Raw genomic sequence first — 22,910 nt, forward strand, 5'->3', positions numbered from 1 at the left:
CAGAAGGAGCAGAAGGAGCAGAAGGAGCAGAAGGAGCAGAAGGAGCAGAAGGAGCAGAAGGAGCGCGTGACACTGTTACTGATTACAGTGAATGTTTGCTTATGGGCACAATTCTCGCAGTCTGGTGAGTTTCCTTCAACGGCTTTCCGAATCGCTACTGATTACAGTGAATGTTGTTGCAAGATGCCCGGTCTGAGGCATGTCATTACCGCCATGGCGGTATGCTGAAGTCCTACTGATTACAGTGAACGTTCTGCTGATTACACTGAATGTTTGCTGCGGTGTAGCTGAAGGCATCGTGCACTCACTGATTATAGTGAACGTTAAAGTGAAACTGAGACTGCTGACGGCATTGCGAATGTATACGGGGCTGGTGCATGACTGCCTGAAGGGCGACAGATGAAGCCGTTGCTCGCATGGCCTGAGTCTTTCACGACCACTCGGTACACACTGATGCAGAACGGAATCGCCTCTGTCTTCTCACTGCTAACTACTGAATCATATTACGACCCTGTCGGCACGCCCTGATGCAGAACAGAATCGCTTCTGTCTACTTACTGCTAACTACTGACTACAGTGAATGTTTGTGTGGCTATTCTCCTTCTCATCCCTCTTCCACTAGTGTTGTTACTGACTATAGTGAATGTTTACTGCTTTCTGGATTTACTGATTACAGTGAACGTTAATGGGCGGTACGCTTCTGTATCGCAGACCAGAGTCGGTTGTGACGTTGCCGGTGTATATTCCCTCTCCAGATTCCGATGCTTTTATCATCCGCTGAGGATTTTTCAACCCATCCTTACTGACTACAGTGAACGTTTACTCTGCCCTGCTCCCTCTTCTGACCGCTGATCGGCAAGTTTACTGATTACAGTGAACGTTGCTCTTCACAGAGCTGAAAACGTAAAACGCCACTGACTATAGTGAATGTTGAAGTGATGCAGTGGCAAAGATCAGTCAAGCCATCTGCAACTACTGCCTGAAAATCCGTTTAAAACTGTATCCATAGCTCATTCGCCTGCTCCATAAGGTCACCGGATGAGACACAAGCTTTACTGACTACAGTGAACGTTTGATGTCGCCGGGGCTGTCTCCTGAGTTCTCCCCTTTCCCGCTTACTGTACCCGGTTTGTCTGATGATTTTTTAAACCTGTTTGCTCACTACAGTGAATGTTCTGCTGATTACAGTGAATGCCGACCGCAATTCACCTGCAAAATATATTCGACAAGACGAAATAATGTGATGAAGCTCACCACAACCCGTGCGGTTACATAAAAACGGAGATTATGTTGAGAAGATAATTTATTGCCTCACGTGCAGGATTTCTGTATAAAGTCATAAATCCTACATGTTTGGAGCAACTATGGCTAATGATGACAAGCAGGTGATGAAGGTTGCGCAGCGTTCAGAACGCATGCTGTTAAGCCTCACCGAGCAAATTCAGGCGCAAAAGCAGGAACTGCATGAAAATACCTACTATCAGGTCTATGCCAAAGCGGCGCTGGCAAAGTTGCCCAAACTGACCCGGGCCAGTGTGGATTACGCAGTTAATGAGATGGAAGAGAGCGGTTATCAATTTGATAAACGTGCGGCCGGTTCTTCCGTTAAATATGCCATGTCGATTCAGAATATTATCGATATCTATCATCATCGTGGCGTGCCCAAGTATCGCGATCGCCACACGGATGCTTACACCCTGTTTGTCGGCAATCTGAAGGGCGGTGTCTCCAAAACAGTTTCAACCGTCTCGCTGGCACATGCGCTACGTGCACATCCCCATCTGCTTTTTGAAGATTTGCGCATCCTGGTTATCGACCTTGATCCTCAGTCCTCAGCAACGATGTTTCTGAACCACGAGCGCTCCGTCGGGCTGGTGGAAGCGACTGCGGCACAGGCAATGCTACAGAATGTCTCACGAGATGAGTTGGTCAACGAGTTTATTGTTCCGTCTATCATTCCGGGTGTGGATGTGCTGCCTGCCTCGATTGATGACGCCTTTATCGCCTCAAGCTGGGATCAGCTTTGTGCTGAGCATCTTCCGCAACAGAACGTTCATGCCGTGTTGTACGACAACGTTATTGCCAAACTGAAAAAAGATTATGACTTTATCTTTATCGACAGCGGCCCGCATCTTGATGCTTTCCTGAAGAATGCGATTGCAGCGTCAGATCTGTTGATGACTCCGGTGCCACCGGCTCAGGTGGACTTTCACTCGACACTAAAATACCTGACACGTCTTCCGGAACTGATTGCGATTATCGAAGACTCCGGCGCGACCTGTCGGCTGCAGGGCAATATTGGCTTCATGTCGAAGCTCTCCAATAAAGCAGACCACAAACTCTGTCATAGCCTGGCAAAAGAGATTTTTGGTGGCGACATGCTTGATGCTGCCCTTCCCCGCCTTGATGGTTTCGAACGTTGTGGCGAATCCTTTGATACGGTTATCTCCGCCAATCCTTCGACCTATGTCGGCAGCAGCGAAGCGTTGAAGAATGCACGATCCGCCGCAGAAGACTTTGCAAAAGCCGTCTTCGACCGTATCGAATTTATTCGCCTGAACTGAGGTTTGTATGAGTGCAAAAAGAATTACGATTGGCAGAACCTTCAGCCAGACTCCACTGGAAAATGACACGCCAGACAGCCAGCACAACCAGACATTCGTTCTGGCAACAGGCAAACGCGCCCTGTTTCGTTTTGAACGCATTGCCGCCAGCGACGTTGAAAGCAAAACATTTGTCACAATGGAAACCAACGGTCGCGATCAGGCAGGCCTGACACCCGATTCACTGCGCGACATTATCCGGACCATTAAGCTGCAGCAGTTCTTTCCCGCTATTGGCGTGATGCGCGAAGACTGCATCGAAATCCTCGACGGCTCACGTCGTCGGGCAGCCGCACTCTACTGCAAAACCGGCCTGGACGTGCTGATCACTGACGCGGCCATTACCGCTGATGAAGCTCGCCGACTGGCGCAGGATATTCAGACGGCACGGGAACACAATCTGCGCGAAGTGGGGATGCGTCTTTTAACGCTTAAAGATGGCGGTTTGTCGCAGAAAGAGATTGCTGAAAATCAGGGCTTATCACAGGCAAAAGTGACGCGTGCCCTGCAGGCCGCCAGCGTTCCGTCAGATTTGATTTCACTTTTTCCTAATCACGCCGAGCTGACCTATCCCGACTATAAAGCGTTGTTACAGGCAGCTGACAAGTTAAGTGAGTCCGGGCAAAGCGTCGAAGCTTTGATCAAGTCTATTTCCAGGGAAATTGATGTGGTCTGTGCCCGTGAAGGTCTGGCCGAGGACGAGCTTAAAAATCATATCCTGCGTCTGATTCGACAGGGCAGCCAGACTCTGATCAAAGAACCTGAAAAAGATAAAACCCAGGCGACTGCGCTCTGGTCTTTTGCTGATAAAGATCGCTTCGCACGCAAAAAGGTACGCGGACGGATGTTCAGTTATGAATTTAACCGGCAGTCGAAAGAGTTGCAGGAAGAGCTGGATAAAGTTATTGCGGAGACCCTGAAAAAGTATCTCAACCGTTAACGTATATGCACTCAAATCAGCCAGCGATAAACGCTGGCTTTTTTTCGATTTTTGTAGCGAGTCGTCGTTAAAAGAGATGGCGGACACCCAAATTTCAGGCTGAAATCGCCAGATTTCTGAGGGTTGTTATTTAGTTAATTTATTGAAAAATAATAATTTAATTTATTGCGCCTTGCTGAAAAACCGCATGAAATCGCCATTTCGCCGAACTATTTCGCCACATACCGATACCGCCTCCAAATCCCCCAGGTCACTATAAACAGAGATAACGCTTTTCGTCTGATGTTGTCGTTGTTCAATCTGATCGCCGCCAGCGCGCACCCGACGGTCAGAATATTGCAAGTAATGATTTTTCGGAGCTGGTTCATTAGTGACCAATCAACCTTGCTAAACCTCAGTCACAGCGTACCGGCTTCACGCACTCCGCTAATCCCTCTGCTTAGCCTTTCTCCATGCATTAGCCCGCCAGTGATATTTCATGATTAACTGATTGTTTTTAATATAAAAGATTAAAGAATTTCAGCCTGAAATCGCCATGCCTGCAGCTAATCGCTCCTTCGTTTCACTACTGTGGGATAACAGATAAGATCAGAAAAGAGGCGTATCTCACGGACATTAAAGTCCTGAACAGAGAGTGAAAAAAGATACTCAGAAACTATCCCTCACTTATCCACAGAAAAAGTGGATAACTTTTAACGTGCGATAAAATTTTTTTGAAGAGGTGCACCAGAAGACGCAGCTTTGGCTTTGAATACCCTGGAATCCTGATCAGTGGAAAAAGATTGTCACAGTCTGGTCATAACGGAAAGGTAGTTGCATGGCATCAGATTCACTGCATTGGGTAAAGCAGATGAAATCGGCGGGTTACGGATGAAGAACCCCTATCGGGCCAACTGATAAAAGGCGATGGCTCAATGCACTGCTGTTTACAGTGAATGGCGACAAATAACGGCTATATGGCAGTGAACCGGGTGATCAGTGGCTGTTATCGGCATAAAGCGTAGTTGCTGATGCGCAGAGAGTGCTGACCACTGCAATCAGTAATCAGACCGTTGTGAAGTGACGTAATGCAATGATGATCTTCCACGGCAGTAACGAACCTATGCAGAAGAAAACCGGGCCAGGCCCGGTTTTGATATGAATCAGGCTTCAAGCCAGGCGGTTATTTGCTTAACCATGGCATCAGTTGAGATGCCATAACGGTCATGCAGCGTCGGTAGTGCGCCTGCTGCAAGGAAAGCATCCGGCAGAGCAATCTGTTTAAAGCGAGGCGTCACATGGTTTCGCATTAACAGGCCGGCAATAGCTTCGCCTAATCCACCCGTTATCGAATGATTTTCAGCGGTGATAACCAGCTGGTGATGATGCAGTGCTTCCCCCGCCTCACGCAGGATGGTCTCTTCATCCAGAGGCTTAATCATGGGTGAGTGAACCACACCTACCTCAATCCCCTGCTTCTCCAGCGTTTCAGCGGCTTCAAGCGCGCGCATGGTCATCAATCCGCTGCTGATAATGACGGCATGCTTACCGCCTCGCAGGCGCTGAGCCTTACCGTGCTGATAGCGATAGTCATATTTATCCAGCACCAGCGGAACCTTACCGCGCAGCAGGCGCAAATAGACCGGACCCTGATGTTCAGCAATAGCCGGTATTACCTGGCTAATCTCCAGTGCATCGCAGGGATCGATGATAGTCAGGTTCGGCATGCCCCGGAAGATTGCCAGGTCATCAGTCGCCTGATGACTCGGTCCATAACCGGTGGTCAGGCCCGGCAGCGCGCAGGCGATTTTAACGTTCAGATTCTCTTCTGCGATAGCCATGCAGATAAAATCATAAGCGCGGCGGGAAGCAAAGACGGCATAAGTGGTGACAAAGGGCATAAAGCCTTCGCGCGCCATACCCGCTGCGGCGCTCATCAGTAACTGTTCCGCCATGCCCATCTGATAAAAGCGTTTCGGAAAAGCCTCTGCGAACAGGTGAAGATCGGTGTATTTACTTAAATCAGCCGTCATCCCGACCACATCTGAGCGCTGCTCTGCCAGAGAAACCAGAGCATGCCCAAAAGGAGCTGAAACCGTGGGCTGACCTTCAGCGGCGATCGAGGCGATCATGGCGGATGTGGTCAGACGTTTTTTTTGCGGTTGTGAACTCATCTCATACTCCTTGCTCAAGTGCGGTCAGGGCTTTGTCCCACTCATCGGCATCAACCCGAATAAAGTGGGTTTTCTCACGACTTTCCAGAAACGGCACGCCTTTGCCCATTCGGGTATCGCAAATGATGACGCGCGGCTGGGGTTCGGGCCAGCTGCGAGCCGCATCAAAGGCGGCCTGCAAAGCAGAGATATCGTTGCCATCAACCCGCTGGGTGTACCAGCCAAAAGCCTGCCAGCGATCCACAATGGGTTCAAAAGCGAGAATCTCACTGCTATGGCCGTCAGCCTGCTGATTGTTGACGTCGATAAGGGCGATCAGGTTATCAAGTTGCCAGTGTGAGGCGGACATTGCCGCTTCCCAGGTAGAGCCTTCATTCAGTTCACCATCTGAAAGCAGGTTATAGACTCGTGCCTGCGAGCCTTTCTGTTTCAGCCCCAGACAGGTACCCACAGCAATACCTAAGCCATGACCCAGTGAACCGCCGGTTATTTCCATGCCTGGGGTATAGGCGGCCATGCCGGACATCGGCAAGCGGCTCTCATCAGTCCCATAGGTTTCCCTCTCCTCTTCAGGTATGACGCCTGCTTCCAGCAGGGCGGCGTAAAGGGCGATAGCGTAATGGCCAATCGACAGATAGAAGCGATCGCGCTCTTCCCACTCAGGTTGATCCGGCCGGTAATTCATGGCGTGGAAATAGCTGACAGCAAGCAAATCGGCGGCACCCAGCGCCTGACCGATGTATCCCTGCCCCTGAATCTGCCCCATTAATAAGGCATGGCGGCGAATATTGGTGGCTCGTTGCTGCAATGAGAGCATGTGTAAATCGTGACGAGAGTCAGTCATGTTACCTCCTGATTAACGATTAACGTCCGCTGCCCGGATGCGCAGCACGCATAGCGCGCCACCCAGCAGGACGGCAGCAATAAAGTACATTCCGGAAGCGGGCGTACCGGTTGCGGTGGTGATGGTGCCAATCAGCCATGGTGAGAAAAAACCGGCCAGATTAGCAATGCAGTTCACGGCGGCGATGCCTGCGGCGGCAGAGACGCCACCTAACAGATTGGTCGGCAACATCCAGAACAGCGATGAGGCGGAAAGAATGCCCGCAGCGGCAATACAAAGGGAGAGCAGTGACAGGGAGACGCTATGGCTCAGCAGAGTTGCCAGCGTCAGTCCGGTGAGCCCGATCAGCATCGGAACAATCAGATGCCAGCGGCGTTCACGATAGCGATCGCCACTGCGCCCGGCCAGCAGCATAAATATAATGGCGCAGAGGTAAGGCAGACTGGTCAGCAGCCCAATATGCAGTGGCTCACTGACGCCTGAGATTCTCACCAGCGTCGGTAACCAGAACGTCAGGGCGTACTGACCCATCACCACACAGAAGTAGATCAGCGCCAGCAGCCACAGACGACGGTCAGCGACAAAGGCTTTTACCGTGCCATGACAGGCTTTCTGCTCATTATCCTCGTCCAGATCGGCACGCACCCGGCGTTTCTCATCTTCATCCAGCCACTCTGCCTGTTCAACACGATCCTTCAGAACCAGCAGTACTACTAATCCCATAACAAGGGTGGGGATAGCTTCCAGCATAAACATCCACTGCCAGCCTGCCCATCCGTGAAAGCCTGCAAAGGTCGCCATAATCCAGCCTGAGAGCGGGCCGCCAATCATCCCTGAGAGCGGAATGGCGACAAACCAGAGCACGGTCATACGTGCGCGACGATGTGATGGAAACCAGTAGGTCAGGTAGAGCAACAGACCAGGCGCAAGACCGGCCTCGGCGACGCCGAGCAGAAAGCGCAGCAGGTAGAACTGCCATGCGGTTTCTACAAAGGCGAACAGGGCTGAGATGATTCCCCATGTGATCATAATGCGGGCAATCCAGCGGCGTGCGCCGACACGGTGCAGGATCAGGTTACTCGGCACCTCAAAGAAGAAGTAGCCGATAAAAAATATCCCGGCACCCAGTCCATACACGGTTTCGCTGAGTGACAGATCATCCATCATCTGTAATTTAGCGAAACCCACATTGACGCGATCAAGATAGGCACAGAGATAACAGAGCATCAGCCAGGGCATCAGGCGCCAGGCGATTTTGCGATAGGTGATATCGCGCGCAGCAGAGGCTGCGCTCAGGTTAAGCGTGGTCATGGTGTTCACTCCCGAAGTTAGCCCGCCAGGCGTGCGGGCAGGGAAGGGCGCTATTTAATGGATCAGCATGCCGCCGTTCACATCCAGCGTGATGCCGGTGAGATAACCGGACAGATCGCTGGCGAGGAACAGCGCAGCGTTGGCGACGTCACTGGCGGACCCAAGGCGGCCGAGCGGTATCCCATCGAGAATGGCGTGGCGGCGTTCATCCTGTAACAGGCCACCAGTGATGTCAGTCTGGATCAGACCGGGCGTCAGGGCATTAATGCGTATCTGGTGAGGGGCCAAATTCGCGCGCCATCGCTTTAGTCAGGCCCAGAACGCCCGCTTTAGCGGCACTGTAGTGCGGGCCGCCGAAAATCCCGCCGCCGCGCTGTGCTGAGACCGAGGACAGGCAGACGATGCTGCCGCCTTTCTGCTGCTGCATGGTGGGGATTACCGCCTGAGACATCAGCAGCGTGCCGCGCAGATTGACATCAAGAATACGGTTGTAATCCTCGATGCCGATTTCCAGTGTTTTAACCGGCTGAGTAATACCTGCATTGTTGACCAGCACATCAATACGAACGAAGTGCTCAAGTATCTGGTCGATGGCACGACGAACAGAGAGGGGATCGGTCACATCGGTGGCCAGGCCGAGATGCCCCTCACCACAAGACAGTGCGCTGGCCTGGGCGGCCTGCAGATCTAAATCGAGCACCACCACGCGCGCACCATGCTGAGCAAAACAGGCGGCTGTAGCCCGGCCAATGCCGCGCTGAGAGGCGGCACCTGTAATAATCGCAACTTTGTTTTCGAGTAACATTATCCACTCCAGAAAAATAATTATTAGTGGTTCGGTATCGCTACCGGCAGGGTCACGATCAGAATTGATAAAGCGGCTAATATTGGCAATGCAAAAAAATTCATTTGATGCTGAATGAATTTGTTGGTTTGATGCAGTTAACAATTCTGCGATTTAAAAATGGGCACACATCACAAAATTCCAGTGTGGAGAGGCGGATGGAAAAGCAGTCTGATCACTTACCTTCGATTAAATCACTGCGGGTTTTTGAGCAGGTGGCCCATTTTGGTAATGTCGCGCGTGCGGCCGAGGAATTAAGTATTACGCCTTCGGCGGCCAGTCATCAGCTGGCAAAACTGGAGCGTGAACTGGGTTGTATTCTGTTTAATCGCTCGGCAAAGGGCGTAGTGCTGACGCTGTCGGGTGAGCATTACCTCAGAGAGATTGGTCCGATACTGCTGAGTCTGACGCAGGCGACAGCACGCATCAGTAACGAGAAAGCCCGCAGCAACCTCAGGATCCACTGCGCGCCCAGTTTCGGTCTGTTGTGGCTATTGCCGCGCATCCATAAATTTCGCGACAGCTATCCTGAGTTCCAGCTCACGCTCTCCTGCTCTTATGAGAATTTATCTTTCAGCCGCGACAATATTGATATTGCAATACGCCATGGATTTCCGGACTGGAACTCATTCGAGATTAAAACGATCCGCCACGAAAGAATGTCGGTGCTGGCCTCGCCTGAGTATCTGAAAAAGCATCCTGTTAATCAGGCCGCTGATTTAATTCATCATGCGCTGATATTATCGGAGTCGCCGCTTATTCAGTGGCCGCAGTGGTTTGCTTCTCAGCAATTACCTCAGCCGGATAAAGAGTGGTTATTTCGCTTTGATCGCTCTTATATGAGTCTTGAGGCGGCGATGTTAGGCCACGGTCTTATATTTGAAAGTGAATTGCTGGCGGAGGATTATCTGCGCAGCGGAAAACTGGTCAGAGTCTTATCCGAACAGGAGAGTCTGCCCGTTAGCGCCCATCATCTGGTCTTCCCGCGTGGATTTGCCCAGTTTCCTCGTGTCGCGCATTTCCTGAGCTGGATCCAGCAGGAACTAAAAGTGTTAATCTAATGTTAAAATAACTTTCTCAGCGTCATTATTTCGCTGGTTTATTTCTCAGGTTAACTATCCCTGTTATAAAAATCGCATTGCTAAAGCTAACTTTTAAATACCGTCTACACTTCTTTACCCACTCGGTAAATATGATCCATTTCTATTCCGTATGAAATTTAATCAAACGGATGTTTAACTAATTAATGGCAGGGATATTATGAGTACGAATACACCAGACTCTGGTGAAACGGGCGATCACGCGCCTGCGGATACGGTACACCAGCGCATTTTTTTAGTGGTACTGGTTGCCACTATGGGCGCGCTGGCTTTTGGTTATGACACCGGGATTATCTCGGGTGCGTTACCTTATATGACCTCACCACCCGATCAGGGTGGACTTGGACTGAACTCATTCACTGAAGGGCTGGTAGCCTCTTCGCTGGTGTTCGGTGCCGCGATCGGTTCTTTCCTTAGTGGTTTCTTCTCTGACCGGTTTGGCCGGCGTATTACCCTACGTAGCCTGGCGGTTATTTTTGTGCTGGGTTCACTGGGAACAGCGCTGGCGCCTTCTGTCAACGTCATGGTGGCAATGCGCTTCCTGCTGGGGATTGCTGTCGGCGGCGGTTCTTCTACCGTGCCGGTGTTTATCGCCGAAATTGCCGGACCGCGCCTGCGTGCGCCGCTGGTCAGCCGCAATGAGCTGATGATCGTTACCGGACAGCTCATTGCTTATGTTGCCAGTACGCTGCTGAGCTATCTGCTGCATGATGAGCACCTGTGGCGCTACATGCTGGCAATTGCCATGGTGCCGGGGCTTTTACTGTTTATCGGCACGTTCTTCGTTCCCGCCTCACCACACTGGCTGGTCGCTGAAGGGCGTCTGAAAGAGGCTAAAAAGATCCTGAAGTACCTGCGTGAAACGCCGCGTGAAGTGCGCCATGAGATGGCGCAGATGAAGAAGCAGGCGAGGGCAGCAGAACGTGGGCCGGATGCGAAAACCCTGATCCGTGAGAAGTGGGTGATTCGCCTGATGGTTATCGGCGTCGGGCTGGGCTTTGTTGCCCAGTTCACCGGGGTAAATGGTTTTATGTATTACACCCCGATCATCCTTAAACAGACCGGACTTGGCACTAGCGCGTCGATTGCCGCGACCATCGGTAACGGCGTGGTCTCAGTGGTGGCGGCGATTGTCGGTATCTGGGCGGTCAGTCGCTTCCCGCGCCGGACGATGCTGATTACCGGCCTGTGTCTGGTGGTCGCTTCGCAGATTATGCTGGGCAGCGTGATGACCTTTATCGCTCCCAGCCTGATGCAGAGCTACCTCGCCCTGGGCTGCATTCTGCTGTTCCTGTTCTGCATGCAGATGTGCATCTCGCCGGTCTACTGGCTGATGATGTCGGAACTGTTCCCGATGCAGTTGCGCGGCGTGTTAACCGGCGGCGCTGTCTCACTACAGTGGATCTTTAACGCGATAGTCGCCTTTGGTTTTCCACCGATAATGGAATATGCCGGCAGCACCACCTTCTTCATCTTTGCCGCGATTAACGTCGGGTCGCTGATCTTCGTGATGGCGATGGTGCCGGAGACGCGGGGCAAAAGCCTGGAAGAGATTGAGTCACACATGAAAGAGAAGTTCGGTGAAAAGCCGAAAGAGGCTGAAGCCTCCTGAGTCTCCCACCGGATTCAGCCCACCGGCTGAATCCGGTTTTACCTCCTTACCTCCTTACCTCGTTATCTTCTTACTTACTATTGCACCGCATTTTCCCGGTCCTTGTCCTCATTAAGTCCCATACGACAACATTCACTGTAATCAGCCATTTTTCCCCGATTAATTTCCATACAGGTCTGGCGATTTCAGGCTGAAATCGCCAGACCCTGTTTAATGATCGGTCGTTGTTGTCTTCAGAAACTACCGGTTAAGCGAAGCATGACCGCTGACAAAGATTGCCTCAGGCTCTGCGCTATACTCATTTTTCATCTGCTCCGCACGCTGACCGGTACGCACTATGAAAATTTTAACCACGACGGCAGTTTTTGCCGCACTGCTGACTGCTGCGCCATTGCATGCTGAAAACACACCGATCTCCTCCTGGTGGAATGGATTCACTGACGATGTTGCGCAGACCTGGAACGCGCCTCAGCATACCGATCTCTACCTGCCATTTATCAGCTGGCACGCCCGCTTTATGTACGATAAAGAAAAAACCGATAACTATAACGAGAATCCCTGGGGAGGCGGTCTGGGTATTTCCCGCTACAGCGACAGCGGCAACTGGAGCGCGCTTTATGCAATGGCTTTCAAAGACTCACACAATGAGTGGCAGCCGATTGTCGGTTATGGCTGGGAGAAGGGCTGGTATCCAGGTTCGAATCAGGACTTTCGTCTTGGCGCGGGATTAACCGCCGGTATCACCGCACGCGAAGATTTTGGTAACTATATTCCGCTACCGATTATTCTGCCGCTGTTCTCTGCCGGTTATAAGGCGCTGAATGTACAGTTCACCTATATTCCGGGCACGTACAATAATGGCAACGTGCTGTTCGCGTGGTTTCGCTATGCATTTTAATTTTTCAGGAAAGGATTTATGAGCCGGAGATGGAAAACCATCACTCGCAGGCTCTGGCGCCTTGCGATTGCGTCTGGTGTACTGTTACTGCTGCTACTGATTGTCCGAATCTATGAAGCAGAGCGCGGGCCGGAGTTACATCGCTGGCACACCTGGGTCCCGCATGAACTGACAGTGGAACAGCTCGATAATGCGACGTATGCCGACTACCTCAAGGCCGAAAATCAACTGTTCGACGAGATGAAGCAGCAGGTCAGCGACCGGCTGGATGCGGAAGAAAAAACACTACTCAACCGATACTATGCTGGCAGCATGATCTATCCGGGGCATTTCGCGCAGGACTGGAACCGTTCCTATATTCTGCAACCGACGGGCACGCCGCGCGGTGCGGTGGTGCTGTTGCATGGACTGACCGACAGTCCTTACAGTCTGCGGCATGTGGCAGAGGCTTACCGTCAGCAGGGTTATGTGGCAGTGGCGATACGGTTACCGGGTCACGGTACGGTGCCTGCGGGTCTGACCGATGTTGACTGGCAGGACTGGATGGCCGCTACACGCCTGGCGGTGCGGGAAGCGACCCGGCTGGCGGGCAAGCAGACGCCGCTGCATCTGGTGGGTTTTTCGAACGGTGGAGCGCTGGCGGTAAAATATGCGCTCGACAGCCTGGGCGATCAAACGCTGCGTCGTCCGCAGCAATTGATTCTGTTATCGCCGATGATCGGTGTGACTCGTTTTGCCCGGTTCGCAGGTGTTGCCGGGCTTCCCTCTGTTTTCCCTGCCTTCTCGAAAACGGCCTGGCTGAATATCGTGCCGGAGTTTAATCCGTTTAAATATAACTCTTTTCCGGTACATGCTGCCCGGCAGACCTATTTGCTGACGCAGGCGCTGCAGAAAGAGATCCTGCAATACGCGCGTAATCAGCAGCTCTCCGGTTTCCCGCCCGTGCTGACCTTTCAGTCGGTCATGGATTCCACCGTCAGTACGCCATCGGTCATCCGCGCGCTCTATAACTATCTGCCAGTGAACGGCAGCGAACTGGTGCTGTTCGATATCAATCAGGCGGTCAGCGTCAGTCCGTTATTCCGCCACTCCTCATATACTGCGGTTAATCAGCTGTTGCCTGCGGCGCGTCGGAATTACTCATCCACGGTGATCACCAATGCCACCACCACCTCGCTGGAGATGGTGACAAAAAGCGTTCCCGCCGGAGAGATGCAGGAACGGATTCAGCCGCTGTCAATTGCCTATCCGGCGGGTCTCTACTCGCTGTCGCACGTTGCGATTCCGTTTCCGGCTGAGGATGGGTTATATGGCAGTGCGCCCGTGAAGAAGAATGAGTTTGGTATCAGTTTTGGTACTTTATCACTGCGCGGTGAGAGTGCGGTGCTGATTGTCGGGCTGGACTCAATTATGCGCGCCACCTCTAACCCGTTTTATCCCTACATGATTAACCGAATCGATCACCACATCAGTTGTAGCGACAAGCCGCAACTTGCGGCCTGCCTCAGCAGTTTCTGAATCAGTACAGCATCAGGCCCGCATCGTGCGGGCCTGATGTAAAATAGCGTTCAGCTTTTCCATCACCTCATCCGACAGTTCCAGGCTTCCGCTGGCAAGGTTCTCTTTAAGATGTTCCGGGGAAGAGGTGCCTGGAATAAGTAAAATATTGGGCGATCGCCGCAGCAGCCATGCGAGTGCGACCTGCATCGGCGTGGCATTCAGGGATGCAGCCACTTCATTAAGCTGATCCGACTGCAACGGAGAGAAGCCGCCCAGCGGGAAGAATGGCACATAACCAATTCCCTGCTGCGCCAGCTGATCCACCAGCTCATCATCCTGTCGATGCGCCAGGTTATACATATTCTGCACGCAGACAATCGGCGTCATCGCCTGAGCTTCTGCGATCTGCGTGGCGGTAACGTTACTCAGGCCAATATGGCGAATCAGTCCGCGCGCCTGTAACGCCAGCAGCGCCTCCAGTTGTGGCTTCAGAGAGCCTTCTTTCGGCCTGGCCGGATGCAACATACTGCGCAGGTTCACCACCTCAATCACATCCAGCCCCAGGTTGCGCAGGTTGTCTTCCACAGCCTGCGTCAGCGTCTCTGGCTCCATCGCCGCCAGCCAGCCGCCTTTGGCGTCGCGGCGGGCACCCACTTTGGTGACAATGCAGAGATCCTGCGGATAGGGATGGAGCGCCTTTTTAATCAGCTGGTTGGTTTCGTGCGGGCCATAAAAGTCGCTGGTGTCGATATGATTAACACCTGCCGCGATAGCGTCGCGCAAAACCTGAATTGCCCGGGCTTCATCTTTTACCGGGCCGAACACGCCCGGCCCGGCCAGTTGCATAGCGCCGTAGCCAATACGGTTAACTTCACGATCGCCTAACGTAAAAGTCATGGTGGTGTTTGACATGAAAACCTCCTGCGTGAATGTAGATCAATTGTAACGGTGATTCAGCTGTGCAACTATCCGGTGAAATCAGGACAGACTGTACGGGGTGATGCACAATGGCGATCGATATGGCGCTGCTGGATGCCGTCGTGGCGGTGGCAAAAGCGGGGGGATTTAGGGAAGCGGCACGCGTCACCGGCAGCAATGCGTCACGCCTGAGCGATGCGGTACGACGGGCGGAACAACAGCTGGGTATTCGTCTGTTTCACCGTACCACCCGCACCGTGGTATTAACCGAAGCAGGCAGGGCGCTGATGGAACGTCTGCTGCCCGCGATCAATGAAGTTAACGCCGCGCTGGATGCGGTGAATCGCTACCGTAACACCCCTGGTGGCACGCTGCGGCTGAATGTGCCGGTCAGTGCTACGCGGCTGGTGCTGCCCGCGCTGGTGCCGGAATTTTTGCAGCGTTATCCCGACATCCGGCTGGAAATTGTGGCGGAGAGCAGCGTGCAGGATGTCTTTCGTGACGGTTGTGACGCCGGGATTCGTTATGATGAGCGGCTGGAGCAGGATATGGTGGCGATGCCCATTGGACCCAGACAGCAACGGTTCGCGCTGGCGGCTTCTCCGGCTTATCTGGCAGAACATGGCCGGCCGGAACATCCGCGCGACCTCATCCATCATCGCTGTCTGCGTGGCCGTTATGCCAGCGGCATCATGGCTGACTGGACCTTCAGCCACGAGGGCGAAGAGATCAGCGTTGAAACCAGCGGGCCGCTGGTGGTTTCGGTCGGTGGCGCAATGGATCTGGCGGTGGAGGCGGCCATCGCCGGAAGCGGCGTGATATATCTGTTTGACGAGTGGCTCAGGCCTGCCCTCGACAGCGGCAGGCTGGAACCGCTGCTGCAACCCTGGTGGCTGACTTTCTCCGGTCCGTGGCTTTACTACAACGATCGCCGCCTGATTCCTGCCCCGCTTCAGGCGTTTATCGACTTTGTTCGCGAAAAAAACGTGCGCGAAAAAACCTCAGCTATACCAGCTGAGCCCCTGCGGCACCCGTGAAAATCCGGCATGTCGCAACGCGTTAAGCAGCGGTGACTGCGACACCGGTTCACCATCTATCTTCTCCAGCGTGAAACTCGCGGGCTTTTCACGTTTCAGCGCCAGGCCCAGCGCCGCCACCGCGACCTGCTGCAGCGCGGGATCGTCGATGAATGTCAGCAACTCTTTGCCTCCCGGCGTCAGGTAGAGTACCAGCGCGCCGCCTGCAATCACCACGCGTCCCCCCTGACGGCGGGTCGGGCGGATGCCGCTGGCGTGGAGCGGCCAGCTCAGCAACGCACCAAACGGATTCGCCGGGTCCGGTGCGGCCAGCGCCACCGCCTCTGTCGCGGTCAGCGGCTTTTCTGCCAGCTCCCGCAGCCGCTCAATGGTGTTATGGTCGGCAAACTGCGCGCCGCCCGCACCAGCGACAAACCGGCCACGCAGCAGTCGTCCGGCATCTTCCATGCTGCGTAATACCGGCTGTAACGCCGGGAATCCGCCGGGGATCTGTTCCGATATCGCGCTACCCCGGCTGATCACCCCATAACGGTCGAGAAGATTTTCCACCAGCGACAGGACCAGCCGGGCAGGAGCAATCTCCTGTCGGTTAACCCGCGACCAGCGACCAGCCAGCGTGTTGACCGCCGGTCGGCGTGCAGAAAGTGCGCCCGGGGCGAAGCGCTGACCAAAACGGGTGCGCAGGGTACGCGCGGGACGTGAACGGGGGGCGCCTGGCGTGGTCAGCAGCCCACGCACCGCAATCCAGCTATCGGCAGTGACATAGCCCTGCCACACCAGTTGCCACAGGGCAGCATAAATATCGGTGGTTTGCGTCTCTGCCTCGTTCATCTGTGCCATGATCTCATGAACAAACCACGATCCACCCCGGCTCAGTGCGTCGAGAGTCGCCTGCTGAATCAGCGTCAGAGGCTGCGTAGTGTCAATCACCGGCAGTGTTTCAGCGGCATATTCCGTGAGGTGCAGTGAGATCAACCCATCATTCTGACCCAGGGCTTTGTGTCCGCACCAGGTAACCTCGCCACTGGCTAACAGTTCATCGAGCATCGCGGGCTGATAGTCGGCTATCCTGGCGCGCAGGATTTGTGGCTCCCACAGCGAGGCCGGTAGCGGCACGCCCGCAAGTTGCTCAATCACCCGTAACAGCCCGCTGACACCCTGATGCTCTTCACGCTGCGTGTTAAGCACACCGTGACGCTCCAGCAGCAGACTAATCCAGGCGGCAGGTGGAACAGGCCGGGTTGCCTCACGTGCTGATTGCAGTGAACGTAAGCGTAACCGTTTGAAGATCTCTGTGGAAACCCACTCCGTTTCCGATTCGCCCCCTGGCGAACCCATATTGAGCAGGTTGCCCTGCTGATGCAGGGAAAGCAGCACCTCATTCACAATGGCGATACCCAGACCAAAATACGTGGCCAGCTGTCGGGCAGTGAACAGGGTATGGGTTCGGGCGTAGCGGTTAATGAGATCGCGTAGCGGATCGGCCTGCGGCTCCAGAAATGTTTCGGGCAGATCGTCAGGCAGTACAACGGCAAGTGCATCGCGCAGGCGGGCTGCATCTTCAATGATCGCCCAGCGCTCTTCACCGCCGAGGGTAACCGGAATCATTCGCTGCACGGCCGCGAACTGCGTCATGGCTTCCGCGATCTGCTGGCCGTTGCCACTGAAACGTGCCGCAATACCGGCAACCGGGAGCGGGCCAAGATCGCGCAGCAGATCGATAATGCCTTCGGTGTGCTGTGCCTGATAGCGGGAATCGATGCGCTGCAGTTCCTGTTCAACCTGCTCAACGACATCAGGTGCCAGCAAATCACGCTTGCTGGTCTGACCGAGCAGTTCACCCAGCAGGTTACTGTCGAGCGCCAGCAGTGAGGCGCGCCGTTCTGCCTGGGGGGCGTCGCTGGCGTAAATAAACTCTGCAACATAGCCAAACAGCAGCGGCGCGGCAAAAGGGGAGGGCTGTTCGGTCGTCACCTCGACCAGCTTTACTTTCCCCTGTGCTATCCGTTCCATCAGCTGGTGCAGGGCAGGCAGATCGTAGACATCCTGCAGACATTCGCGTGCGGTTTCGATAAGAATGGGGAAATCGTCATACTGTCGTGCAACTTCCAGCAACTGACCCGCGCGCAGCCGCTGCTGCCAGAGCGGCGAACGTTTGCCCGGATTACGCCTCGGCAGCAGCAGAGCGCGTGAGGCACATTCACGGAAGCGGGCGGCAAACAGCGCCGACTGACCGACACTCTCAGTGACCTCCCGGGTCAACTGGTCGGCGTCGAACATAAACAGGTCAGCGCCGGGTAACACTCCCTCGCTGGCGGTAAAGCGGGCCACAATGCCGTCATCGCTGGCCGCAACAGAAGCGTCAATGCCCAGACGTTGCTGGATTCGGGCGGCAATCGCCAGCGCCCAGGGCGCATTGACCCGCTTTCCCCAGGGCGAATGCAGGATCACCCGCCAGTCGCCGATTTCGTCACGACAGCGTTCAATCAGCAACGTGCGATCGTCCGGCAGTACGCCGGTGACGGCGCGTTGTTCAGCCAGCAAAGCCAGCAGATTCGTGACTGCGCGGGCATCCAGCCCCAGCGCGCGCAACTGCTCCTGCGCATCCGCCGGTAAAGCCGCATCCAGATGACGCAGAAACAGCCCGAGGCTGGCACCCGAATCGGCCGAGCGGCCCACACCTTCTCCGCGCCAGAAAGGCAGACGAGCCGGACGGCCAGGCGCAGGCACCACCAGTACCTGGTCGTGGGTAATCTGCTGAATCCGCCACGACGTTGCGCCCAGGGTAATAATGTCATTGACCCGCGACTCATAGACCATCTCTTCATCCAGCTCGCCGACACGACGTGAGCCAGCCTGCTCTTCGCCTTCCGGCAGGATGACGCTGAACATGCCGCGATCGGGAATGGTGCCGCCGCTGGTCACGGCCAGATGCTGAGCGCCGGATCGCGGCGTCAGCAGTCCGCTCTGACGATCCCACACCAGCTGCGGCCGCAGCTGAGCAAAAGCGTCTGAGGGAAACTTACCTGCCAGCATATCGAGCATGGCATCAAACAGCCGACGCGACAGGGTGCGAAACGGATCGGCCCGACAGACCTGCGTGTACCACGCATCGACCTGTAAGGGATCCATTGCTACGGCCGCCAGGGTTTGCTGCGCCAGAATATCGAGCGGGTTACGCGGCGGAGCCAGCGCATCGAGCTGGCCCGCACGCATTGACTGCAATATGACGGCCGAATCCAGCAGATCGCGTCGGGTGCGCGGAAACAGGATGCCGGTTGATACGCCGCCGACCTGATGCCCGGCGCGTCCCACCCGCTGCAGTGCGCTGGCGACTGAAAGCGGTGCGCCCACCTGGATCACCAGATCCACCGGCCCCATATCAATGCCCAGTTCAAGACTGGAAGTCGCCACCACGCAGCGCAGTCTGCCCAGCTTCAGTGCGGCTTCAATCTCGCCTCGCTGCTCTTTCGAGACGGAACCGTGATGCGAGCGGGCAATAAGATCGTCACTGTCGTCGCGTTCTGCATCCCGATCGCCAGCGGCTGTCTGCTGCGCCAGATAACGCGCATTGAGCCGCGCCGTCAGCTTTTCCGCCAGGCCACGCGAATTCACAAACACCAGCGTGGCGCGATGGGCCATGACCTGCTGCAGAATGCGCGCTTCAATGTGCGGCCAGATCGAACTGCTGGCAGAGGTGGCTTCACCGGTCAGATCATCGGCGCTGGCAATATCGGTCATATCTTCGACCGGAACCTCGATGGTCAGGTGCAGCATCCGGTCGGCGGCCGTATTAACGACCTGAACGGGCTGACAGCCGCCAAGGAAGGCGGCGACCCGCTCAACCGGTCGTACCGTGGCGGAAAGCCCGATACGCTGGGCGGGCTGTGGCAGCAGCGCATCCAGCCTCTCCAGGCTCAGCGCCAGCTGGGAACCCCGCTTTGATCCCGCCACCGCATGCACCTCATCGACGATGACCGTGGTCACGCCCTGCAGCGTCGTGCGGGCTTTTGAGGTCAGCATCAGAAACAGTGACTCGGGCGTGGTGATCAGGATATCGGGCGGGCGGCGCACCAGCCTGGCGCGCTCTGCACCGGGCGTATCGCCGGAACGCATTCCGATATTCAGAGTGATCTCTGGCTCATTCAGCGCCTGCCGCTCAGCGTAAACGCCCGCCAGCGGCAGATTAAGGTTGCGCTGTACGTCCGCGGCCAGCGCTTTAACCGGTGAAATATAGAGTATGCGGGTGGTCGTTTCACGCGAGGGTGAGGGCTGGTTGGTTCGGAACTGAAACAGCGTGTCGATGGCGGTGAGGAAAGCCGCCAGCGTCTTCCCTGAACCGGTCGGGGCGATCACCAGCGCATGTTCTCCGCTGGCTATCGCCTGCCATGCCGCCTGCTGCACCGGCGTGGGTGCAGCGAAGGTGGCAGAAAACCAGCGTCGTGTGGCGGATGAAAACCGGGCTAAAACCGCATCAGATTGGGATTTCGACATCATACTCACGGTATCACGCAGCAACTGCGCCTGAAATTAATCCGTTGAGTGTATGTGAAAATTGCCGTTTGTGGATGACGCGGCAGATATCTGGCCGCGTCGGGCGGGTTTGTTAACTGACCGCTCCGGCTAAAGCGCGCCCCCTGATCGCCAGCAGCGACACCAATGCCAGCACGATGATGGTCATGCCATAGTACCAGGCGGTCTGGTTCAGCCCGATATGGGGCGCTGCCATTCCGGCGGCAATCGCAGGCAGGGCAAAGGCGAGATAGCTTTTGATCAAAAAGGCGGAGAACAGTCCGGCGCGTTCATGACTTTCAGCTAACTGCATAATGATCTTCAGCACGCTGGAGAAAATCGATCCAAATCCCTGACCCGCAATGGCGGTGCCGAGATAGAGCCAGGCTACGCTGTGCAGAGAAAGGCCTGTAAGCGTGACGCTGACGCCCGCTATCAGCATCAGCGTACCGATAACTAATGCCCGCGCAGGCGGTAACGGGCGGAAGAGAAATACTGCTGCCGTTGCGCTCAGCATCAGCGTCGCCACAATCGAGCCGCCGATAAAAGGCGATGTCAGGCCGGTTGCGTTCGCCACCATTGAGGGCATCAGTGAAAGGTAAAATCCGCCCAGCATCCAGGTTGCGATGTTAACCGGCGTCACCATTAACAACGGACCCAGTGCGCGTCGCGGTATGCTGACCTGGGGTCGCAGTGCGGCCAGAACACCCGGTTGAGGCGCAATGGTTTCAGGTATCAGCGGCAACAGCGCCATGGCAAACAGCATCAGTATCAGCAGCAGCGCATAGAGCGTCACCGTGGGAAAGGGCGCAAAGGTGACCAGTATGCCGCCCGCCAGCGTGCCCAGCGTCATCCCCAGAAAGGCGGTGAACGAGTTCAGCAGAGGTCCGCGGGTTTTACTGGCGTCAATCAGGCTGGCACCAAAGGTCGGCAAGGCAATACCGGTAGCAAAGCCCTGCACCAGTCGGGCAACGATTAAGGTGGTAGCAGAACTGGCAGTCATAAAGATCACCAGCGCGATCGCATTGATGGCCAGCGCAAGCAGCATCAGCGGACGGCGGCCGGTATAGTCTGACACTTTACCCACCGTCAGCAGCGCAGCCAGCAACGCGAATGCATACGCGCCAAAGATTAGCGTCAGCATGGTCGGCGTCAGATGGAACAGGCTGCGATAAAGTGGGTAGAGCGGCGTTGGCGCACTGCTGGTGGCGGAAATCAGCGCCGCACCGGTAAAACTGAAAAGCGTGGTGCGGGCAGCAGCCTGAGGCGTCAATGTGGGATTCATGGAAATCACCTTAATGCAAAGTATTAGCTTTTAATAAGGTATACGGCTATCTGTGCCTTAATGCAATATCTTTGCTTTAACGTTTATTGCGGTGGGGTTGAAGGCTTGTCTGAGAGTTTGTAACGGTGAGAGCTATTCAAGGTGTTACGTCTGATTTTTGACAGAGGCAAGCCTGTTATCAGGATATCTGATTTACTGACCCTCTCCCGACGGGAGTTCATGTGCTGGCAGAGGCACGTTGACTTTGGGCCACCGTGACTTTTTAGATAAGCTCAAACCTTTATAAGTTTAAGTTGGGGAAAAAGGGCGCATGCTATTGCAGGAAAGCCTTAAACAGAAAGTTACTGAAGCAGTCAAAAAATCACTCACCTTCGATATTTTGTATCAGAGAATACGGCCTGATATATCAGCTTTCGTGGCTGCAACGTCACAACTGCCATTGAAAAGTCTTGATGACTGGGAGCGATTAATACGCTGGCAGATTGACTCATCTTTTTATGCATCAGGTTATAAACGGACAGGTGCTGAGATTCAGCAGGTGGGTTCTCTCAGGTGGCTGGACTTATGTCATGCCGATGGTTTTCGGCGGGAGCGTGCATTACGGACGTTATCAGTTGGGGCACCCAACAGTTTTTTGTTTGCCTTAGCCGTCAGAAAACTGAATGACTGGGTTCCTCAGGTCAGAGAAGCTGCCCGTGAAGCACTGCTCTCAATCGCAGCAGCTTCAGACCCGGAAGTTATCGTGGATGTCTTGTTTGTAACGCTACCCTATTGGAACTCATGGGGAAGAGCGGATGAGAAGGAACACGAGGTACTGACAGACATTATTTCAATGGAGAATGTCACCGCCTCTCTGAAAAAAAGACTTATCTGCGCTTCTTCGGGGCCTGCTGCCACTGTTTTTACCCAGGCAGGACGCACGTCAGTATTAGATAATTTCCTGTCTGAGATTGCTGAATCCTCCATTCAGCCCTCACTGCGTGCGAAGGCGTACCGCTGCCTGTTCGAAGGCAAAATTATCTGGTCCGAGGGGCTGGAATGGAAGTGGATTGATAAAGCCTTTGGCATACGACGCCGTGTCCCTGTTTTAAAAGAAAGAATACTAGTCGTTTCCAGGCCATTTATTGAGACTTTAAAGCTGGCAATAGTCGACCGTTCACCCATGGTGCGGCGTATAGCCGGAGAAATGCTGATTAAAGAATTAGAAAATATGGATGAAGAAGCCTTAACCATGGCTACTCAGCTGGCATCCGATATATCGGAATCTGTAGCCGAACGAGGAAGGTTTGCATTGGCCTGCATAGCAAAGGGTAAGTGAGGCTTTTATTAAAAAAACTCAGCAAAATGATTATC

15 protein-coding genes and 1 pseudogene are annotated in these 22,910 nt (G+C 54.5%); 9 read left to right on the forward strand and 7 right to left on the reverse strand.

Features of this window, described 5'->3' with window-relative positions; genetic code table 11:
* The 3 genes from FOV68_RS24165 to FOV68_RS09840 form a co-directional block, all read left to right on the forward strand.
* A partial coding sequence (locus FOV68_RS24165) for a hypothetical protein (protein ID WP_222104193.1) occupies positions 1-228 on the forward strand: 228 nt, incomplete at its 5' end.
* Between the two features lie 1,136 nt (positions 229-1,364).
* The gene (locus tag FOV68_RS09835; protein WP_031591167.1) at positions 1,365-2,564 is read left to right on the forward strand and encodes an AAA family ATPase; all 1,200 of its coding nucleotides are present in this window, start codon (positions 1,365-1,367) and stop codon (positions 2,562-2,564) included.
* A 7-nt stretch (positions 2,565-2,571) separates the two neighbouring features.
* Positions 2,572-3,543 (forward strand): ParB family protein, encoded by a 972-nt coding sequence (locus FOV68_RS09840; protein WP_143990733.1) that lies wholly within the window; start codon positions 2,572-2,574, stop codon positions 3,541-3,543.
* Positions 3,544-4,685: 1,142 nt separating this feature from the next.
* Here the strand turns inward: FOV68_RS09840 and FOV68_RS09845 are convergent.
* The 4 genes and pseudogenes from FOV68_RS09845 to FOV68_RS09860 form a co-directional block, all read right to left on the reverse strand.
* A complete protein-coding gene (locus FOV68_RS09845) occupies positions 4,686-5,696 on the reverse strand; it encodes a transketolase family protein (RefSeq protein ID WP_115764539.1) in 1,011 nt (336 codons plus the stop codon).
* A gap of 1 nt (position 5,697) precedes the next feature.
* On the reverse strand, positions 5,698-6,540 hold the full coding sequence (locus FOV68_RS09850) for a transketolase (protein WP_134161264.1): 843 nt from the start codon (positions 6,538-6,540) through the stop codon (positions 5,698-5,700).
* 12 nt (positions 6,541-6,552) lie between these two features.
* Entirely contained in the window at positions 6,553-7,851 is a 1,299-nt protein-coding gene (locus FOV68_RS09855; protein ID WP_143990734.1) for an MFS transporter, read from the reverse strand.
* A 54-nt stretch (positions 7,852-7,905) separates the two neighbouring features.
* Positions 7,906-8,656 (reverse strand): annotated as a pseudogene (locus FOV68_RS09860) (SDR family NAD(P)-dependent oxidoreductase).
* 197 nt (positions 8,657-8,853) lie between these two features.
* On the opposite strand from FOV68_RS09860, the gene FOV68_RS09865 reads away from it, so the two are divergent.
* The 4 genes from FOV68_RS09865 (at position 8,854) to FOV68_RS09880 (ending at position 13,823) form a co-directional block, all read left to right on the forward strand.
* Complete coding sequence (locus FOV68_RS09865) at positions 8,854-9,756, forward strand: LysR substrate-binding domain-containing protein (protein WP_039387860.1); 903 nt, start codon at positions 8,854-8,856, stop codon at positions 9,754-9,756.
* Positions 9,757-9,955: 199 nt separating this feature from the next.
* The gene (locus FOV68_RS09870) at positions 9,956-11,407 is read left to right on the forward strand and encodes a sugar porter family MFS transporter (protein WP_143990735.1); all 1,452 of its coding nucleotides are present in this window, start codon (positions 9,956-9,958) and stop codon (positions 11,405-11,407) included.
* Between the two features lie 337 nt (positions 11,408-11,744).
* A complete protein-coding gene (gene pagP / locus FOV68_RS09875) occupies positions 11,745-12,305 on the forward strand; it encodes a lipid IV(A) palmitoyltransferase PagP (RefSeq protein ID WP_031591155.1) in 561 nt (186 codons plus the stop codon).
* Positions 12,306-12,323: 18 nt separating this feature from the next.
* Positions 12,324-13,823 (forward strand): carboxylesterase, encoded by a 1,500-nt coding sequence (locus tag FOV68_RS09880; protein WP_143990736.1) that lies wholly within the window; start codon positions 12,324-12,326, stop codon positions 13,821-13,823.
* A 12-nt stretch (positions 13,824-13,835) separates the two neighbouring features.
* Here the strand turns inward: FOV68_RS09880 and FOV68_RS09885 are convergent, their stop codons facing one another.
* Complete coding sequence (locus tag FOV68_RS09885) at positions 13,836-14,717, reverse strand: aldo/keto reductase family oxidoreductase (protein ID WP_143990737.1); 882 nt, start codon at positions 14,715-14,717, stop codon at positions 13,836-13,838.
* 95 nt (positions 14,718-14,812) lie between these two features.
* Between FOV68_RS09885 and FOV68_RS09890 the strand changes: the two genes are divergently transcribed.
* On the forward strand, positions 14,813-15,760 hold the full coding sequence (locus tag FOV68_RS09890; protein ID WP_143990738.1) for a LysR family transcriptional regulator: 948 nt from the start codon (positions 14,813-14,815) through the stop codon (positions 15,758-15,760).
* Here the strand turns inward: FOV68_RS09890 and FOV68_RS09895 are convergent.
* Together FOV68_RS09895 and FOV68_RS09900 are read right to left on the reverse strand one after the other, a co-directional pair.
* A complete protein-coding gene (locus tag FOV68_RS09895) occupies positions 15,725-20,257 on the reverse strand; it encodes an ATP-dependent helicase (RefSeq protein ID WP_186289738.1) in 4,533 nt (1,510 codons plus the stop codon). The genes FOV68_RS09890 and FOV68_RS09895 overlap by 36 nt on opposite strands.
* Before the next feature lie 109 nt (positions 20,258-20,366).
* A complete protein-coding gene (locus FOV68_RS09900) occupies positions 20,367-21,557 on the reverse strand; it encodes an MFS transporter (protein ID WP_039387864.1) in 1,191 nt (396 codons plus the stop codon).
* Positions 21,558-21,867: 310 nt separating this feature from the next.
* Here FOV68_RS09900 and FOV68_RS09905 point away from each other — a divergent pair, with 310 nt between their 5' ends.
* Positions 21,868-22,875 carry a hypothetical protein gene (locus FOV68_RS09905; protein WP_143990739.1) on the forward strand — a complete coding sequence of 336 codons (1,008 nt, stop codon included), beginning with the start codon at positions 21,868-21,870 and terminating at the stop codon, positions 22,873-22,875.
* Positions 22,876-22,910 lie beyond the last annotated feature (35 nt).

This window comes from Pantoea sp. paga, assembly GCF_007558755.1.
GTDB lineage: Bacteria > Pseudomonadota > Gammaproteobacteria > Enterobacterales > Enterobacteriaceae > Pantoea > Pantoea agglomerans.

Bases quoted from the DNA above. Each gene is read 5' to 3' on its own strand.
- FOV68_RS09835 (WP_031591167.1), top strand. From the start codon at position 1,365: ATGGCTAATGATGACAAGCAGGTGATGAAGGTTGCGCAGCGTTCAGAA.
- FOV68_RS09840 (WP_143990733.1), top strand. From the start codon at position 2,572: ATGAGTGCAAAAAGAATTACGATTGGCAGAACCTTCAGCCAGACTCCA.
- FOV68_RS09845 (WP_115764539.1), bottom strand. From the start codon at position 5,696: ATGAGTTCACAACCGCAAAAAAAACGTCTGACCACATCCGCCATGATC.
- FOV68_RS09850 (WP_134161264.1), bottom strand. From the start codon at position 6,540: ATGACTGACTCTCGTCACGATTTACACATGCTCTCATTGCAGCAACGA.
- FOV68_RS09855 (WP_143990734.1), bottom strand. From the start codon at position 7,851: ATGACCACGCTTAACCTGAGCGCAGCCTCTGCTGCGCGCGATATCACC.
- FOV68_RS09865 (WP_039387860.1), top strand. From the start codon at position 8,854: ATGGAAAAGCAGTCTGATCACTTACCTTCGATTAAATCACTGCGGGTT.
- FOV68_RS09870 (WP_143990735.1), top strand. From the start codon at position 9,956: ATGAGTACGAATACACCAGACTCTGGTGAAACGGGCGATCACGCGCCT.
- pagP (WP_031591155.1), top strand. From the start codon at position 11,745: ATGAAAATTTTAACCACGACGGCAGTTTTTGCCGCACTGCTGACTGCT.
- FOV68_RS09880 (WP_143990736.1), top strand. From the start codon at position 12,324: ATGAGCCGGAGATGGAAAACCATCACTCGCAGGCTCTGGCGCCTTGCG.
- FOV68_RS09885 (WP_143990737.1), bottom strand. From the start codon at position 14,717: ATGTCAAACACCACCATGACTTTTACGTTAGGCGATCGTGAAGTTAAC.
- FOV68_RS09890 (WP_143990738.1), top strand. From the start codon at position 14,813: ATGGCGATCGATATGGCGCTGCTGGATGCCGTCGTGGCGGTGGCAAAA.
- FOV68_RS09895 (WP_186289738.1), bottom strand. From the start codon at position 20,257: ATGATGTCGAAATCCCAATCTGATGCGGTTTTAGCCCGGTTTTCATCC.
- FOV68_RS09900 (WP_039387864.1), bottom strand. From the start codon at position 21,557: ATGAATCCCACATTGACGCCTCAGGCTGCTGCCCGCACCACGCTTTTC.
- FOV68_RS09905 (WP_143990739.1), top strand. From the start codon at position 21,868: ATGCTATTGCAGGAAAGCCTTAAACAGAAAGTTACTGAAGCAGTCAAA.